Source organism: Pseudomonas sp. NPDC089752, assembly GCF_044748725.1.
In the GTDB taxonomy this organism is placed as follows: Bacteria; Pseudomonadota; Gammaproteobacteria; order Pseudomonadales; family Pseudomonadaceae; genus Aquipseudomonas.
This window is the reverse complement of sequence record NZ_JBIVGP010000006.1, coordinates 41,770-57,421: the sequence shown is the minus strand read 5'-3', so window position 1 is coordinate 57,421 and position 15,652 is coordinate 41,770. Positions and strand designations below refer to the sequence as shown.

The window sequence follows — 15,652 nt, the reverse complement described above, 5'->3', positions numbered from 1 at the left end:
AACTGGTAATCAGCCGCTCGCGAAGCTGGGTGATCTCATCCCGCAACTGCGCCGCAGCTTCAAACTCCAGATCGCGCGCAAACTGCATCATTTTCTCTTCCAACTGCTTGATGCGCTTGGTGATCTCACCCGGCGTGCGCAGTTCGGCCTCGTAACGGGCGCTCTCCTCCGCCGCCTTGGCCATGCCTTTGCGCTTCTTGCTGCGCGAGCCCGGCACGGTGGCGCCTTCCATGATGTCGGTGATGTCTTTGACCACGCCCTTGGGCACGATGCCGTGGGCCTCGTTGAAGGCGATCTGCTTCTCGCGCCGGCGCTCGGTCTCGTCGATCGCCCGCTGCATGGATCCGGTGATCTGGTCGGCATAAAGAATCGCCCGACCATTGAGATTTCGTGCGGCCCGACCGATGGTCTGGATCAGCGAACGCTCGGAACGCAGGAAACCTTCCTTGTCTGCATCGAGAATCGCCACCAGCGAGACCTCGGGCATGTCCAGGCCCTCACGCAGCAGGTTGATGCCCACCAGCACGTCGAAGGTGCCCAGGCGCAGGTCTCGGATGATTTCCACCCGCTCCACCGTGTCGATATCCGAGTGCAGGTAGCGCACCCGCACGTCGTGGTCGGCCAGGTAATCGGAAAGGTCTTCGGCCATGCGCTTGGTCAGCGTGGTGGCCAGAACCCGCTCGCCCTGATCGACGCGCTTGCGAATCTCCGACAGCAGGTCGTCGACCTGGGTCAGCGCCGGGCGTATCTCGACCTGCGGGTCGACCAGGCCGGTCGGGCGCACCACCTGCTCGACCACCCGCCCAGCGTGCTCGGCTTCATATGGCCCTGGGGTTGCGGATACGAAAATCGTCTGCGGGCTGACCGACTCCCACTCATCGAAACGCATGGGCCGGTTATCTAGCGCCGACGGCAGGCGGAAGCCGTACTCGACCAGGGTTTCCTTTCGCGATCGATCGCCCTTGTACATTGCCCCGACCTGCGGAACGCTGACGTGTGACTCGTCGATCACCAGCAGGGCATCCGCCGGCAGGTAGTCATAGAGGGTCGGCGGCGGCGCGCCAGCCGGGCGCCCGGACAGATAGCGCGAGTAGTTCTCGATACCGTTGCAGTAGCCCAGTTCGAGGATCATCTCCAGGTCGAAACGGGTACGCTGCTCCAGGCGCTGGGCTTCGACCAGCTTGTTGCCTTGGTGAAGATATTCGAGGCGGTCCTTGAGTTCGTCCTTGATGCCGTCCACAGCTTCCAGCAGGGTTTCCCGCGGGGTGACGTAGTGGCTCTTGGGATAGAAGGTAAAGCGCGGCAACTTGCGGAAGACTTCGCCGGTCAGCGGGTCGAACGCAGCGATGTTCTCCACTTCGTCATCGAACAGCTCGATACGGATGGCTTCACGGTCCGATTCAGCAGGGAAGATGTCGATCACATCGCCACGCACGCGGAAGGTGGCGCGGGCGAAGTCCATCTCGTTACGGGTGTATTGCAGGTCGGCCAAACGGCGCAGCAGCGCGCGCTGGTCGAGCTTATCGCCACGGTCGACGTGCAACACCATCTTAAGGTAGGTCTCGGGGCTGCCCAGGCCATAGATGCACGACACGGTGGTGACGATGATCGCATCGCGCCGTTCCAGCAGCGCCTTGGTCGCCGACAGGCGCATCTGCTCGATGTGGTCGTTGATCGAGGCATCCTTCTCGATGAAGGTATCCGACGACGGCACATAAGCTTCGGGCTGGTAGTAGTCGTAGTAGGAGACGAAGTACTCCACCGCATTGTTCGGGAAGAACGCCTTGAACTCGCCATACAACTGCGCGGCCAGGGTCTTGTTCGGCGCCAGCACCAGGGTCGGGCGCTGCACCTGCGCAATGACGTTGGCAATGCTGAAGGTTTTGCCCGACCCGGTCACCCCGAGCAGGGTCTGGTGCGACAGGCCCGCCTCGATACCCTCGACCATCTGGCGGATGGCCTCGGGCTGGTCGCCGGCCGGCTGGAAACGGGTGACGAGCTGGAACTCGGACATGTCGGACCTCGCGGTAACGCAGCAACTGTAAATTTAGCCAGTAGTCTATACCCAAATGCGCCCGCCCGGGACCGGATTCAAGGTCCAGGTGTGAGCGCCTATTGCGGTGGACACGGCAATTCGACCAATGGTCGAAAAATATTTGCGCAAATTGCCGGAAAAGCTGCGCCACACTGTCGCAGTGACCGAGCGGTATCACTATACTGACTCCCCGTTTGTGCACCGCTTCAGTGCATTCGGCTGGAGCGTGTACGCCCTATCACTCTCCATTCAGAGCCAAGGTAACAATGAGCCTGTTTTCCGCTGTCGAGCTGGCACCCCGCGACCCCATTCTGGGCCTCAACGAAGCATTCAACGCCGATCCCCGTACCGACAAGGTCAACCTGGGCGTGGGCGTGTACTGCAATGAGGAAGGCCGCATTCCGCTGCTGCGCGCCGTGATCGAAGCCGAAACCCAGCGTGCCGCCCAGCATGCCTCGCGCGGCTACCTGCCGATCGACGGCATCGCCACCTACGACCAGGCCGTGCAGAAACTGATCTTCGGCGCCGAGTCGCCACTGCTGGCCGCAGGCCGCGTGGTCACCGTGCAGGCCGTAGGCGGCACCGGTGCTCTGAAAATCGGCGCCGACTTCCTCAAGCGCCTGTCGCCCAATGCCGTGGTCGCCATCAGCGACCCGAGCTGGGAAAACCACCGCGCGCTGTTCGAGACCGCCGGCTTCCCGGTGCAGAACTACCGCTACTACGACGCACCGAGCAACGACGTCAACCGTGCCGGTATGCTCGAAGACCTGAACGCCCTGCCGTCCGGCTCGATCGTCGTGCTGCACGCGTGCTGCCATAACCCGACCGGCGTCGACCTCGGCCTGGACGACTGGAAAAACGTCCTGGAAGTGGTCAAGGCCAAGGGTCATGTGCCGTTCCTCGACATGGCCTACCAGGGCTTTGGTGATGGCATCGCCGAAGACGCCTTCGCCGTGCGCCTGTTCGCCGAGTCGGGCCTGGAGTTCTTCGTTTCCAGCTCGTTTTCCAAGTCGTTCTCGCTGTACGGCGAGCGCGTCGGCGCCCTGTCGATCGTCACCGCCAACAAGGACGAGAGCACCCGTGTGCTGTCGCAGGTCAAGCGCGTGATCCGCACCACCTACTCCAACCCGCCGACCCACGGCGCCACCATCGTCGCTACCGTGCTCAACAGCGACGAGCTGCGCCAGATGTGGGAAGCCGAGCTGGGTGAAATGCGCCAGCGCATCCACGGCATGCGTCAGCAAATGGTCAGCCTGCTGGCTGAATACGGCGCCAAGCGCGACTTCAGCTTCGTTGGCCGCCAGGCGGGCATGTTCTCCTACTCCGGCCTGAGCGTAGAGCAGGTGGCACGCCTGAAGAACGAGTTCGGCATCTATGCGCTGGATACTGGCCGCATCGCCGTTGCCGCGCTGAATCAGAGCAACATCCACGTGGTCACCAAGGCCATCGTCGAAGTGCTGTAACTGCTTGATTTAGCTGATTGAATTGCCAGGGGTGGGTTGACTTGCCGCTGGCAATGGGTAAAATGCACGCAGATTCCGCGATAGCTCAGTCGGTAGAGCAAATGACTGTTAATCATTGGGTCCCTGGTTCGAGTCCAGGTCGCGGAGCCAAATTCTGAAAAAGCCCCCGGTTGCGAAAGCAGCCGGGGGCTTTTTTGTTCGGCTTGGGATTTGTGGCGTTGATAAGATCGAGCGCCGCCCGCGCGGCGCATCGCGAGCAACGCCGCTCCTACGTTTGTTTCGGGCCAGTTATGTCATTGACGAGCGCGCGCGGCCTTTTTTCAGATCGACACGACAATGCGCCATGCGCCAAGGCGTTCGCGCGCCGATTTCCCAGAATTAATTGGCCCGAAACAAACGTAGGAGCGAGCGTTGCTCGCGATGCGCCGCGCGGGCGGCGCTCGATCTCAATGACACTAAATCGGCTCAGCTGGTACGACCAATGGGATAGAACACGCCATGGCTCCAGACGCCTAGCCATTCTTCGCCATCGATCTCACGCGCAACTGCCAGCTCGACCAACTGGTAGAACACATTGCGATGGATCAACGCCTCGAGATTGCTGCGCATCAGCACATAAGGCGACGGCTCCTGGGTGACAGGGTCGATCTCCACACGCAGAGGATTCGCCGGGCCCGCTTCGACCTGATCCTCGACATTGCTGGTAAAGGTCAACACCTGCTGCTCGCCACTGCCCTGCACATCCAGGGCCACGGCAACGAACGGCGCATCGTCGACGCGAATACCCACCTTTTCCACCGGCGTGATCAGGAAGTAGTCATCGCCATCGCGGCGAATGATCGTGGAAAACAGCCGCACCATCGGCTTGCGCCCGATTGGCGTACCCAGGTAATACCAGGTGCCGTCACGGGCGATGCGCATGTCGATGTCACCGCAGAAATCCGGATTCCACAGATGCACCGGCGGCAGGCCCTTGTGCTTGGGGATCTGTGCCAGTAAATCGTTGGCCTTGGCGGAATCCGTCATCACCCTGCCCTCACTCACTCATGCCCAGAAGGCTACGAGCGTACTCGCGCATCGGTGCCGCGAGCAAATCCTGAGGCGTATTGTCGTGGAACGTCAACAAACCGCCACGGCTCTTGATGCGTGCGCTGTCGATCAGGTAACGGGTGCTGGTTTCGATCAGCATCATCTGCACCACGCCGGTATCCCACCCCAAGCGGTCGACCGCCTGTTCGTCATACCATTCATCGCCATTGGAGATGCGGTCATCGGTGCGGGCGAAACGGGTGTACAGCACATAGTCGGCGCCTACAGCGCGGGCCTCGGCAATGGCTTCTTCCAGGCCCAGCGGCCCTTGGGCGCGGCGTACCAGCGGGAAATACTCGACGAAGCTCTTGAAGGCCTCTTCGGCCACCACGTTCTGTTTCGGCACCGGCCCCTTGCTCGGTGGCATGAATGCGCCCTGGCCGATGAAGATGAACGAATCGGGTTGCAGGCGGATCGACAGAGTGCGGCGCGTATCGCTGTGATCCAGCAGGCCGGCATCGCTCATGTGGTAACGGACGCCCTCGCCCATATCGCTGACATTCATGCAGCCGCCCAGCGCCAACAGCGCCAGCGGCAAGACCAGGCTACGCATCTTCCCTCCAGTGGCCGGTGACGAAAAACCGGCGAATAGCCGGCGGATGCAGCTTTTGCGCCAGATCAGCCGCCGATCACCTTCATCACCATGACATCACCGGAAAACGCCAGTTCCTGCTTGTCGGCCAGGGCCTTGACCAGCAACCGCTGCAATGCGGGAAGCGCCTGGTGGCGGGGCTGCTCGAGCAAGTCGCCGACAAAGTGACGGTTGCTCGACGACAAGCAGCCATGCAGCCAGCCCGTGGAGGACAAGCGCAGACGCGAGCAGGTACGGCAGAACGGCACACTCTCGTTGGCGATCACACCAAAATGCCCCTTGCCCGGTATCTGGTAGCGCAGCGCGGTGGCATCCAGTGGCGCATCGACCTGCTGGTAGCCATGCTCGCGACCGATCAGCTCCAGCAGCTGGTCCAGCCCTACGAACTGTTGCAAGAAGGTGTTGGAGTCGCGAGCCAGATGGCCCATGCGCATCAATTCGATGAAGCGCAACTCGAAGCCGCGGGCCAGGCAATAGTCGAGCATGGGCACCACTTGATCGAGATTCTCCCCGCGCATGGGCACCATGTTCACCTTGATCTGCATGCCCATGGCACTCGCCTGCTGCATGCCCGCAAGTACGCTATCCAGGTCGCCACCCCGGGCGATGCGTCGGAACGCCTGAGGATCCAGGGTATCGAGAGAAACATTCAGACGACGGATACCGGCCGCTTGCAACTGCGGCAGCTTGCGCGAGAGCAACTGGCCATTGGTGGTGAGGGAGATATCCTGCAGATCGAGCCTGGCCACCGCTGCGAGAAACGCATCGAGCCTGGGGCTGACCAAGGGTTCGCCACCGGTAATACGCAGGCGTTCGATACCTGCAGCTTCGATCAGATAGGCCACGCCACGTGCCAGCGCCTCTGCCGACAGCTCATCCTGTGCCGCCACCAGACGCTTGCCATTGGGCACGCAATAGCTACAGGCGTAATTACAGGCAGCCGTCAGGCTGACGCGCAGGTTGCGAAAACGCCTGCCTTGACGATCGACGATCATGAATGACTCCGGCATGGATGAATCGGGGCTGGCGAAACCTGACTCAAAATTCAGGTTTTTGCAAGCCCCGGCTTCATGCCGGTTTCAGCCAAAAAGGGCGAAACGCTTCAGTTCGCGGGTTCCGGGTCGCGCTTGCGCTTGTTGCCCATGCGCACGCCGATGTCCATGAGGAACTGGAAGAAGCCCTCCTGGTCCTCCAGCACGTTGCTCCAGAACGGCGAGTGATACAGTGCCACGGCACCATGTACCAGGGCCCAGGCAGCACAGTAGTGGAAATACGGCGGCACGTCTTCGAGTTTGCCTTCGCTGATCCGCCCCTTGATCAGCTGGGTCAGCCGATCGAAGTTGGAGGCACGAATGCTGTGCAGCTCCTCGACCATTTCCGGTACCTGATTGCCCTTTACCACCTTTTCTTCCAGGCGGTCGAACAGCCGGTAGCGCTGCGGGTCGCGCATGCGGAACTCGAAATAGGCGCGCGACAGCGCCTCCTTGTCGCGGTCGACATCGGCCGAGTGCAACAGCCCGTTCAAGTCGCGCTCGTAGTCGAGCATCAGGCGCAGGTAGATCTCCGCCTTGGACTTGAAGTGCTTGTAGATCGTACCTTTGCCGATACCTACGGCGTCAGCGATCATCTCGACGGTGACGCTATCTTCACCCTGTTCGAGAAACAGCTTGAGCGCAGTATCGAGGATTTCCTGTTCGCGACGGCGAAACTCACGGACCTTACGAGGTTCTTTCTGCATGGGAAGGACTGGATGACATTGAAGCGGTTTATTATGCCTAACTTGCAGCAAATTGCACGGATCATCCAAACATGTCTGTGTTTCACGATGAGTTCGAGCGGGCGCAGGGGCGGTAAAGATGCATTGAGGAAGGAAGCGACAGCAGGCGTATTCCAAATCTGTTTAAAAAACGACCAATCAAGACTGGCACTGCGCCAAAGCTGACCAATACTTGAAGTGTTGGCGCGGCGCATCCCCCCCAAGTGGCGCGCCGATAAAGGTGCTCAGGGACCGCGTACCTTTGTTTTACTCCTAATGGTCTTAACCCGGATTCCTCCCCCAGAACCCGGGTTTTTTTTGCCTGTACCAGGGAGGGTTGAGAGTGTGTGGCGGCAGGATGTGCCAGCCGATGGATTGTTAGCGCTCTCAAGATCGAGCGCCGCCCGCGCGGCGCATCGCGGATGAATCCGCTCCTACATTTGTTGCAACGTACCTAGGTCTGTAAGGCCATGGTTGTTCGCCTTGGTGCATGGCTTGAGTCTGGTGGGGCGGCGGCAGCGCCAGTCAAAAAATCGCGTCGTGCCAACGAGGCTGGCAACTATGGCCTATCAGACCATGGCACGTTGCAACAAATGTAGGAGCGGATTCATCCGCGATGCGCCGCGCGGGCGGCGCTCGATTTCAGCACCACCGGAAAACCCCAGCCAGGCGCCCTTACCCCCCCACCCGCGCCAAAGGAAACAACCGCTTGAAGTTGCCAGTAGTCTGCTCCGCCAGCTGCGCATAACTCACCCCCCGCAACGACGCCACATACTCCGCAACCTCACGCACATACTCGGGCAGGTTCGGCTTGCCACGATAAGGAATTGGCGCCAGGTAAGGCGAATCGGTCTCCACCAGCAGCCGGTCAGCCGGCACTTGCCGCGCCACGTCGCGCAACGCCTCGGCATTGCGGAAGGTGACGATGCCAGACAGCGAAATGTAGTACCCCAGATCCAGCGCCGCCTTCGCCATGTCCCAGTCCTCGGTAAAGCAGTGCAGCACGCCGGCCTGGGGCAGGCTGGCCTCGCGCAGCAGCGCCAACGTGTCGGCCCTAGCCGCACGGGTATGCACGATCACCGGTTTGCCGGTCTGGCGCGAAGCCTCCAGGTGCAGGCGGAACGACGCCTGCTGCAGCTCGGCCGCTTCCGGTTCGTAATGGTAATCCAACCCGGTTTCACCGATGGCGACGACGTGCGGGTGCGCCAACTCACGCAACAGCCATTCCAGCGCCGGGGTTTCGCCAGGTGCCAGATCAAGAGGGTGCACGCCCACCGAGCAGTCGACATCGGCATACTGCTCGCTCAGGGCCTTCACCGCGCCGGCGTTCTCGGCGCTGACGCCAATGCACAGGAAGTGCCCGACGCCGCGCTCGCGCGCCGCCTGCAGGGCAGCATCGAGGGAACCCTGGTGGGCACTGAGGTCAAGACGATCGAGGTGGCAATGGGAGTCTACGAGCATGGGATACGGCACACATGAAGAAATGGAAAATCAGCGGGAACCCGGCAGCTGCACCCAGTGGGCGAGCAAGGCTTCCAGCAGCAGGACGCGGTTGAGGTTGGCCTTGCCCAGCACCTTCTGGCGCTGCTCGAGAATCCACGCCTGAACCTCGAGCACCTTGGCTTGCCGGCTCTTTTGCGCAAGGTACTGCACCACCTTGCGCATATCAGCCAAGCCTAGGCCGTCTTCGTCCTGGGTCAATTGATAACGCAGGGTCATGTGCGACCAGTCGCAGAACCAGTCGAATAGCAACAACAAAGGTACGCTGCTCCAGGCCTCGGCCAATTGACTGGGGGATTGCTGTTGCTTGAGCAACTTCTTCACCCCGTCAGTGACCAGTGCTCGCTGCTCGCGCACGCCCTGGGCCTGCAGCTTCACCGCCATCAGCGGCGAGCCAGCGGCAAGGGCCAGCAGTTCGTCGCGCTCGGCCTCGTCGCAATCGGCCAGCGCCGAGGCCAGCCAAGCTTTGCTCTGAGCCAAACTGGGCGGCGGGCAAGTTACCTGCTGGCAGCGGCTCTTGATGGTCGGCAGCAAGCGGCTCGGCTGGTGGCTGACCAACAGCAGAACGGTATCGCCGGAGGGCTCTTCCAGGCTCTTGAGCAGGGCGTTGGAGGCATTGACGTTCATCGCTTCGACCGGCTCGATCAGAATGACTTTACGCCCACCCAGCTGCGCCGTCTGCACCACGAATGACACCAGATCACGCACCTGGTCGACCTTGATCGGCTTGTCGGCCTCTTCCGGCTCCAGCACGAAGTTGTCCGGGTGGCTGCCCGCCTTGAGCAGCAGGCAGGATTTGCACTGCCCGCAAGCATCCAGCCCTTGCGGCTGCTGGCACAACAACCGGGCCATCAGGCGCTCGGCCAGGGCGCGCTTGCCGATACCCTGCGGCCCGTGCAGCAGGTAGGCATGGGCATGCTGGGCACGCCCGGCCAGCTGCTGCCAAAGCGCCTGCTGCCAGGGGTAGGCCTCAGCCACGGCAGCGCTCCAAAATGCTCGGCAACAGCGCGTCAATGGCGCGCTGCACGGCTTCAAGCGGCTGAGCGGCATCCAGCAGGTCGTAGCGCTGCGGCTCGCGCTGGGCGCGCTGCAGATAGGCCTGGCGCACAGCCTCGAAGAAGGCCTGGCCTTCCTGTTCGAAGCGGTCCAGACGGCCACGCGCGGCGGCTCGGGCCAAGCCGACTTCCACCGGCAGGTCGAACACCAGTGTCAGGTCGGGGCGCAGGTCGCCCTGAACGAATTGTTCCAGCGTGGCGATACGCTCGACTGAAAGGCCACGGCCACCGCCTTGGTAGGCATAGGTGGCATCCGTGAAGCGATCACACAGCACCACGGCGCCACGTTCCAGCGCCGGACGGATCACCTGTGCCAGGTGCTGGGCGCGCGCAGCGAACACCAGCAGCAACTCGGTGTCGGCGGCCATCGTTTCGTCGCTTGGCGCCAGCAGCAGCTCGCGGACCTTTTCGGCCAGCGGCGTGCCGCCAGGCTCGCGGGTCAGCAGCACATCCAGCCCCTGCTCGCGCAGGCGTCCAGCCAGGTAATCGCGGTTAGTGCTCTTGCCCGCGCCTTCGGGGCCTTCCAGGGTAATAAACAAGCCGCTCACAGGCAGTCCTTAATGTTGTTCGTCAGGCGCCGGCGTTTCGGCCGGAGCGGGTTCGCTGGCCGGGGCCGGGTCCTGAACGGAGGGCTCAGCCGGCTCTGGCGCGGCCTCGGCAGGTGCGTCCTGCTCATCCGGCTGCGCTTGTGGTGCCGGGCTGGACCGATAATCCGCGCGCCGCTTGAGCTGGAACTCGCGAACCGCCGAGTTGTGATCGTCGAGGTCGTCGGAGAACACATGGCTGCCGTCGCCACGGGCGACGAAGTACAGGCTGGTGCCATCGGATGGGTTGAGCGCGGCGTGAATCGCCTCTCGCCCGACCATGGCGATCGGCGTCGGCGGCAGGCCGCTGATGGTGTAGGTGTTGTAAGGGGTCGGCTCTCGCAGGTCGGCGCGGGTGATCCGGCCGTTGTAGCGTTCGCCCATGCCGTAGATCACCGTAGGGTCGGTCTGCAGCATCATGCCCAGGCGCAGGCGACGGACGAACACGCCAGCGATCTGACCGCGCTCCTGGGGGATGCCGGTTTCTTTCTCGACCAGCGAGGCCATGATCAACGCCTGGTAAGGGTCGCGGTAAGGCAGGTCGGTGGTGCGCTCTGCCCACTCCTTGGCCAGGACTTCGTCCAGGCGCAGGTAGGCCTGCTGAAGCAGCTCGACATCGCTCATGCCCCGTACGAAACGGTAGGTATCAGGGAAGAATCGGCCCTCTGGGAACACCCCGGTATGGCCTAGCTTGTCCATGACTTCGGAATCGGCGAGGCCGTCGAGGGTGTGCTTGATCTTTTCGTGCTTGGCGATCGCCGAACGCACCTGGCGGAAGGTCCAGCCCTCGACCAGGGTCAGGTTGTACTGCACCACGTCAGCCCGGCGCCAGGCGTCGAACAGGTCTTCCACGGTCATGCCAGGGGTGAGGCGATACTCGCCGGTCTTCAGCGGCGTACCCGCCATATTGAAGCGCCAGTACAAGCGCAACCAGAAGGCGTCATCAAGCAGCCCCTCGTTCTGCATGCGATAGAACATGCGGTTGGGGTTGGTGCCATTGGGCACGTCGAGCAGGCGCTCCTGCGTCACGTGCAGGGGCTGCTCCAACACCGAGTTGACCTTCCAGGCCGACCAGCCCAACGCCAGGCCGGCCAGGATCAAACCCATTTCCAGCAGCAGCAGGAATTTGCGTCTCACGAATTCAGGTATCCAGTAACGTACGGGCAACGGCCTGCAGTTTACGGGTGAGCGGGCCCGGCGACCAGTTCAGCGCGGCAAATGCCCGCACAGGCCAGACCCCATAGACGCTGTTGCAGACAAATACCTCTTGCGCCTGCGCCAGCTCGTCCAATGGCAAGTCACGCACCTGCACCGGTATTGCCAATGCCTGCGCCTGCTCCAGCAACGCCGCACGCATCACGCCGGCAACGCCGCAGCGGCCGAGATCAGCGGTAAGCAGCACGCCGTCGCACACCAGGAAAAGATTGCTGTACACCCCTTCGACCACCCTGCCCTGCCCGTCGCACATCAAGCCTTCGGCATGTTCGCTGTCCTGCCATTCGGCTCGGGCCAGCACTTGCTCCAGGCGGTTGAGGTGTTTGAGGCCGGCCAGCAGCGGTTGTTCCCCGAGCCGGGTCTGGCAAGGAAAAAGACGCACGCCATGCTCGGCATGTTCGACAGGATAGCTGGGCAGCGGACTGCCCTGCAGGATACGCCGCGGCGCGGCGCTTACGACCGGGGCATAACCCCGCTGGCTGTCGCCACGGGTAAGGATCAGCTTGGCGACACCGTCACCCAACTGGCTGGCATAGCGCAGGATTTCATCGCGCACCAGCGCCAGGTCGACATTGATAGCCAGTCGCTCACAGCCCAATGCCAGGCGGGCCAGGTGGGCGTCCAGCAAGCTGGGCCGGCCACCGCGCACGGCGATGGTCTCGAACAGACCATCGCCGTAGGCCAGGCCGCGGTTCTGCAGGTTGACCGCAGTCGCAGGCTGGCCGTCGATCCAGCTGTGCATCAACCGGCGAACCGGCGGAACACCAGCGAGCCGTTGGTGCCACCAAAGCCGAACGAGTTGGACAGCACCACATCGATCGGCATGCTGCGCGCCTCGTGTGGCACGAAGTCAAGGTCACAACCTTCGTCCGGCTCGTCCAGGTTGATGGTCGGCGGCGCCATCTGGCTGTTGATCGCCAACACGCTGAAGATCGCCTCTACCGCACCGGCGGCGCCCAGCAGGTGGCCGGTCATCGACTTGGTCGAGCTGACCGCCAGCTTGTAGGCGTGCTCGCCGAACACACGCTTGATCGCCGCGACTTCGGCAACATCGCCGGCCGGGGTCGAGGTGCCGTGGGCGTTGATGTAGCTCACCGCATCCGGCTGGATACCGGCATCGCGCAGGGCATTGGCCATGCAACGGGCGGCGCCTTCACCGCTATCGGGCGGCGAGGTCATGTGGAAGGCGTCACCGCTCATGCCGAAGCCGATCAGCTCTGCATAGATGGTCGCACCACGGGCCTGGGCGTGTTCCAGCTCCTCCAGCACCAGCGCACCCGCGCCGTCGGACAGCACGAAGCCGTCACGGCCCTTGTCCCACGGACGGCTGGCACGGCTTGGCTCGTCATTGCGGGTCGACAGCGCGCGCGAAGCACCGAAGCCACCCATGCCCAGGCCACAAGCAGCCATTTCGGCGCCGCCGGCGATCATCACATCGGCTTCGCCGTAGGCGATATTGCGCGCAGCCATGCCGATGCAGTGAGTGCCGGTGGTACAGGCGGTTGCAATGGCGTAGTTCGGCCCCTGCAGACCCAGGTGAATCGACAGGAAACCGGAGATCATGTTGATGATCGAACCCGGCACGAAGAACGGCGAAATGCGCCGCGGCCCTTGCTCGTGCAGGGTACGGCTGGTGTCTTCGATGTTGGTCAGGCCACCGATGCCCGAGCCCATGGCCACGCCGATGCGCTCGCGGTTGGCGTCGGTGACTTCCAGGCCGGCATTACGCACCGCCTGAAAACCGGCCGCCAGGCCGTACTGAATGAACAGGTCAAGCTTGCGAGCCTCCTTGGCCGACAAGTACTGCTCGACCTCGAAGCCCTTCACCGAGCCGCCGAAACGGGTGGAGTAGGCAGACAGGTCCGTGTGTTCGATCGGACCAATGCCACTGCGGCCAGCCAGAATGCCCTGCCAGGTGCTCGGTACATCGGTACCCAGTGGCGACAGCATACCCATACCGGTGACCACGACGCGTCTACGCGACACAGTACTCTCCTTTTCTAATAACCAGAGTCTCTTGCCATTGCATTCAAGCAAGGGAATGAAATGGCAACAAGCTCTCGAAGCCCGCTGATCGACGCAGGGCCTTCGCAAAGAAAAAACCGCACGCCGGTAAAGGCAGTGCGGTTTTTCTCGTCAAGAAGCGACGACTACTGCGTCTTAGGCCTTGTGGCTGTTGACGTAGTCGATTGCAGCTTGAACGGTAGTGATCTTCTCGGCTTCTTCGTCAGGGATTTCGGTCTCGAATTCCTCTTCCAGAGCCATCACCAGCTCAACGGTGTCAAGCGAATCGGCACCCAGGTCATCGACGAAGGACTTCTCGTTGGTCACTTCCTCTTCCTTGACGCCCAGTTGCTCGGCGACGATTTTCTTGACGCGTTCTTCGATGGTGCTCATACCTAGTTTTCACTCCTAATGGACATATGTCAGGCAGCTGGCCGGTGACCAAGTTTATAGGAAGACGTTCGCTTTTCAAGCGGAACGCACCTCCCGATTAGTCACCCTGCCCTCTGCCTGGAATCTGGTTGCAGCTTTATAACGGATTTTAGGCTCGGAGTATGACTCTTTTTTGAACCAATCCGTCACATTGAGTTGCGGTGTTACATGTACATCCCGCCGTTCACCGGCACAGTGGCGCCGGTGACATAGGCTGCGCCGTCGGATGCCAGGAACGAAACCACCTTGGCGATTTCGTCGGCCTGGCCCAGGCGGCCCAGCGGAATCTGGGTCTGCAGCGCTTCGCGCTGCGCTTCAGGCAGCTCGCGGGTCATGTCGGTGTCGATGAAGCCCGGGGTCACCGAGTTGACGGTGATGCCACGCGAGCCCACTTCACGCGCCAGCGCGCGGCTGAAGCCTTCGAGGCCTGCCTTGGCAGCTGCGTAGTTGGCTTGACCGGCGTTGCCCATGGCACCGACGACCGAGCCGATGCTGATGATACGGCCCCAACGTGCCTTGGTCATGCCACGCAGCACGCCCTTGGACAAACGGTAAAGGCTGTTCAGGTTGGTGTCGATCACATCGAACCACTCGTCGTCCTTCATGCGCAGCATGAGGTTGTCACGGGTGATGCCGGCGTTGTTGACCAGAATGGTCGGCGCACCGAACTGCTCGCCAATGGCGCCCAATACCGCTTCCACGGACTCGGCGCTGGTCACGTTCAGCTCCATGCCGGTGCCGGTGATGCCGTGCTCTTTCAGGGTGGCGGCGATGCGCTCGGCGCCGGAGGCCGAGGTGGCGGTGCCGATCACGGTCGCGCCCTGGCGGCCCAGCTCGAGGGCGATGGCCTGGCCGATACCACGGCTGGCGCCGGTAACCAGTGCAACTTTACCTTGCAGGCTCATGCAAGCTTCTCCAAATTCAGGCCAGCGCCGCGCGGGTGGCGGCGACGGCGTCAGGGGTATTGAGGTTGTAGGTGGTCACGCCGTCGGCGCAGCGCTTGTTCAGGCCAGCCAGGACTTTGCCCGGGCCGCATTCGACCAGGTTGACCGCACCGTTTTTGGCGAGGGTTTGCACACACTCGACCCAGCGTACCGGCTGGTACAGCTGCGCCAGCAGATCATGCTTGAGTGCGTCGAGGTCGGCAGCAACGGCGGCAGTCACGTTCTGCACCACCGGGATTTGCGGCGCCTTCCATTCGATGGCGTTGACGTTCTCGGCGAAACGCTCGGCGGCCGGCTTCATCAGCGCACAGTGCGAGGGTACGCTGACGGCCAGTGGCAGGGCACGTTTGGCACCTTTAGCTTTGCACAGCTCGATGGCGCGATCGACAGCCGCCTTGTTACCGGCGATGACCACCTGGCCCGGCGAGTTGAAGTTGACGGCACTGACCACTTGATCTTCAGCGGCTTCAGCGCAAATCTCGACCACGACGGCATCGTCAAGGCCGAGGATCGCAGCCATGGCGCCATGACCGGCGGGCACGGCTTCTTGCATCAACTGGCCACGACGCTCAACGAGCTTGACCGCGTCCTTCAGCGACAGGCTGCCCGCAGCAACCAGCGCGCTGTATTCACCCAGGCTGTGACCGGAGACGAAGGCCGGCTGCGCGCCACCCTCCTCCAGCCACAAACGCCACAGCGCGATGGAGGCGGTAAGAATCGCTGGCTGAGTCTTGTCGGTTTGATTGAGCTTCTCTTCCGGCCCATTCTGGACCAGATCCCACAGGTCATAGCCCAGAGCCTCGGAAGCCTCCTTGAAGGTTTCGACAATTACCGGCTTCTCAGCGCCAAGTTCGGCGAGCATGCCCAGCGACTGGGAACCTTGACCGGGAAAGACGAATGCGAGGGATGCAGACATTGAACAAGCCCTTATGATCTTGTCGTCGGATAGGGTGCGCCAGGCCTCGGGCCGGGCGCGGAATCTG

General features: G+C 62.2%; 15 protein-coding genes and 1 tRNA gene. 2 read left to right on the top strand and 14 right to left on the bottom strand.

Annotated features, from left to right (window positions below):
• Positions 1 to 2,014 (bottom strand): excinuclease ABC subunit UvrB (gene uvrB / locus ACIPZF_RS11595; protein ID WP_400799026.1); only part of this gene is annotated, 2,014 nt, incomplete at its 3' end.
• A gap of 287 nt (positions 2,015 to 2,301) precedes the next feature.
• On the opposite strand from uvrB, the gene ACIPZF_RS11590 reads away from it, so the two are divergent.
• Positions 2,302 to 3,498: an amino acid aminotransferase gene (locus tag ACIPZF_RS11590; RefSeq protein WP_400799023.1), complete on the top strand. Its 1,197-nt coding sequence runs from the start codon at positions 2,302 to 2,304 to the stop codon at positions 3,496 to 3,498.
• A gap of 74 nt (positions 3,499 to 3,572) precedes the next feature.
• Positions 3,573 to 3,648 (top strand) — tRNA-Asn (locus ACIPZF_RS11585).
• A gap of 315 nt (positions 3,649 to 3,963) precedes the next feature.
• Here ACIPZF_RS11585 and ACIPZF_RS11580 read toward each other — a convergent pair.
• The 13 genes from ACIPZF_RS11580 to fabD form a co-directional block, all read right to left on the bottom strand.
• Positions 3,964 to 4,524 carry a DUF1285 domain-containing protein gene (locus ACIPZF_RS11580; RefSeq protein ID WP_400799020.1) on the bottom strand — a complete coding sequence of 187 codons (561 nt, stop codon included), beginning with the start codon at positions 4,522 to 4,524 and terminating at the stop codon, positions 3,964 to 3,966.
• A 10-nt stretch (positions 4,525 to 4,534) separates the two neighbouring features.
• Positions 4,535 to 5,140 (bottom strand): DUF4823 domain-containing protein, encoded by a 606-nt coding sequence (locus ACIPZF_RS11575; RefSeq protein ID WP_400799018.1) that lies wholly within the window; start codon positions 5,138 to 5,140, stop codon positions 4,535 to 4,537.
• Positions 5,141 to 5,205: 65 nt separating this feature from the next.
• The gene (locus ACIPZF_RS11570) at positions 5,206 to 6,174 is read right to left on the bottom strand and encodes a GTP 3',8-cyclase MoaA (RefSeq protein ID WP_400799015.1); all 969 of its coding nucleotides are present in this window, start codon (positions 6,172 to 6,174) and stop codon (positions 5,206 to 5,208) included.
• A 107-nt stretch (positions 6,175 to 6,281) separates the two neighbouring features.
• On the bottom strand, positions 6,282 to 6,917 hold the full coding sequence (locus tag ACIPZF_RS11565; protein ID WP_400683149.1) for a TetR/AcrR family transcriptional regulator: 636 nt from the start codon (positions 6,915 to 6,917) through the stop codon (positions 6,282 to 6,284).
• A gap of 693 nt (positions 6,918 to 7,610) precedes the next feature.
• Complete coding sequence (locus tag ACIPZF_RS11560) at positions 7,611 to 8,396, bottom strand: TatD family hydrolase (RefSeq protein ID WP_400799012.1); 786 nt, start codon at positions 8,394 to 8,396, stop codon at positions 7,611 to 7,613.
• A 30-nt stretch (positions 8,397 to 8,426) separates the two neighbouring features.
• Positions 8,427 to 9,413 carry a DNA polymerase III subunit delta' gene (locus tag ACIPZF_RS11555; RefSeq protein ID WP_400799009.1) on the bottom strand — a complete coding sequence of 329 codons (987 nt, stop codon included), beginning with the start codon at positions 9,411 to 9,413 and terminating at the stop codon, positions 8,427 to 8,429.
• On the bottom strand, positions 9,406 to 10,038 hold the full coding sequence (tmk, locus tag ACIPZF_RS11550; protein WP_400799007.1) for a dTMP kinase: 633 nt from the start codon (positions 10,036 to 10,038) through the stop codon (positions 9,406 to 9,408). The genes ACIPZF_RS11555 and tmk overlap by 8 nt, the downstream gene beginning before the upstream one ends.
• Before the next feature lie 9 nt (positions 10,039 to 10,047).
• Positions 10,048 to 11,211, bottom strand: coding sequence for an endolytic transglycosylase MltG (gene mltG / locus ACIPZF_RS11545; protein WP_400799004.1), 1,164 nt, complete (start codon positions 11,209 to 11,211; stop codon positions 10,048 to 10,050).
• 4 nt (positions 11,212 to 11,215) lie between these two features.
• Entirely contained in the window at positions 11,216 to 12,031 is an 816-nt protein-coding gene (gene pabC / locus ACIPZF_RS11540) for an aminodeoxychorismate lyase (protein WP_400799001.1), read from the bottom strand.
• On the bottom strand, positions 12,031 to 13,275 hold the full coding sequence (gene fabF, locus ACIPZF_RS11535; protein ID WP_400798999.1) for a beta-ketoacyl-ACP synthase II: 1,245 nt from the start codon (positions 13,273 to 13,275) through the stop codon (positions 12,031 to 12,033). Before fabF ends, pabC begins: the two co-directional genes overlap by 1 nt.
• Before the next feature lie 174 nt (positions 13,276 to 13,449).
• Positions 13,450 to 13,686 (bottom strand): acyl carrier protein, encoded by a 237-nt coding sequence (gene acpP, locus ACIPZF_RS11530; protein ID WP_008096410.1) that lies wholly within the window; start codon positions 13,684 to 13,686, stop codon positions 13,450 to 13,452.
• Positions 13,687 to 13,889: 203 nt separating this feature from the next.
• Positions 13,890 to 14,630, bottom strand: coding sequence for a 3-oxoacyl-ACP reductase FabG (fabG, locus tag ACIPZF_RS11525; RefSeq protein ID WP_387527323.1), 741 nt, complete (start codon positions 14,628 to 14,630; stop codon positions 13,890 to 13,892).
• A 16-nt stretch (positions 14,631 to 14,646) separates the two neighbouring features.
• A complete protein-coding gene (gene fabD / locus ACIPZF_RS11520) occupies positions 14,647 to 15,585 on the bottom strand; it encodes an ACP S-malonyltransferase (RefSeq protein WP_400798995.1) in 939 nt (312 codons plus the stop codon).
• Positions 15,586 to 15,652: the final 67 nt, after the last annotated feature.

Excerpts from the sequence above, each read along its gene's own strand:
- fabD (WP_400798995.1), bottom strand. The coding sequence starts at position 15,585 with ATGTCTGCATCCCTCGCATTCGTCTTTCCCGGTCAAGGTTCCCAGTCG.
- acpP (WP_008096410.1), bottom strand. The coding sequence starts at position 13,686 with ATGAGCACCATCGAAGAACGCGTCAAGAAAATCGTCGCCGAGCAACTG.
- fabG (WP_387527323.1), bottom strand. The coding sequence starts at position 14,630 with ATGAGCCTGCAAGGTAAAGTTGCACTGGTTACCGGCGCCAGCCGTGGT.
- ACIPZF_RS11590 (WP_400799023.1), top strand. The coding sequence starts at position 2,302 with ATGAGCCTGTTTTCCGCTGTCGAGCTGGCACCCCGCGACCCCATTCTG.
- ACIPZF_RS11570 (WP_400799015.1), bottom strand. The coding sequence starts at position 6,174 with ATGATCGTCGATCGTCAAGGCAGGCGTTTTCGCAACCTGCGCGTCAGC.
- pabC (WP_400799001.1), bottom strand. The coding sequence starts at position 12,031 with ATGCACAGCTGGATCGACGGCCAGCCTGCGACTGCGGTCAACCTGCAG.
- ACIPZF_RS11580 (WP_400799020.1), bottom strand. The coding sequence starts at position 4,524 with ATGACGGATTCCGCCAAGGCCAACGATTTACTGGCACAGATCCCCAAG.
- ACIPZF_RS11575 (WP_400799018.1), bottom strand. The coding sequence starts at position 5,140 with ATGCGTAGCCTGGTCTTGCCGCTGGCGCTGTTGGCGCTGGGCGGCTGC.
- ACIPZF_RS11560 (WP_400799012.1), bottom strand. The coding sequence starts at position 8,396 with ATGCTCGTAGACTCCCATTGCCACCTCGATCGTCTTGACCTCAGTGCC.
- ACIPZF_RS11565 (WP_400683149.1), bottom strand. The coding sequence starts at position 6,917 with ATGCAGAAAGAACCTCGTAAGGTCCGTGAGTTTCGCCGTCGCGAACAG.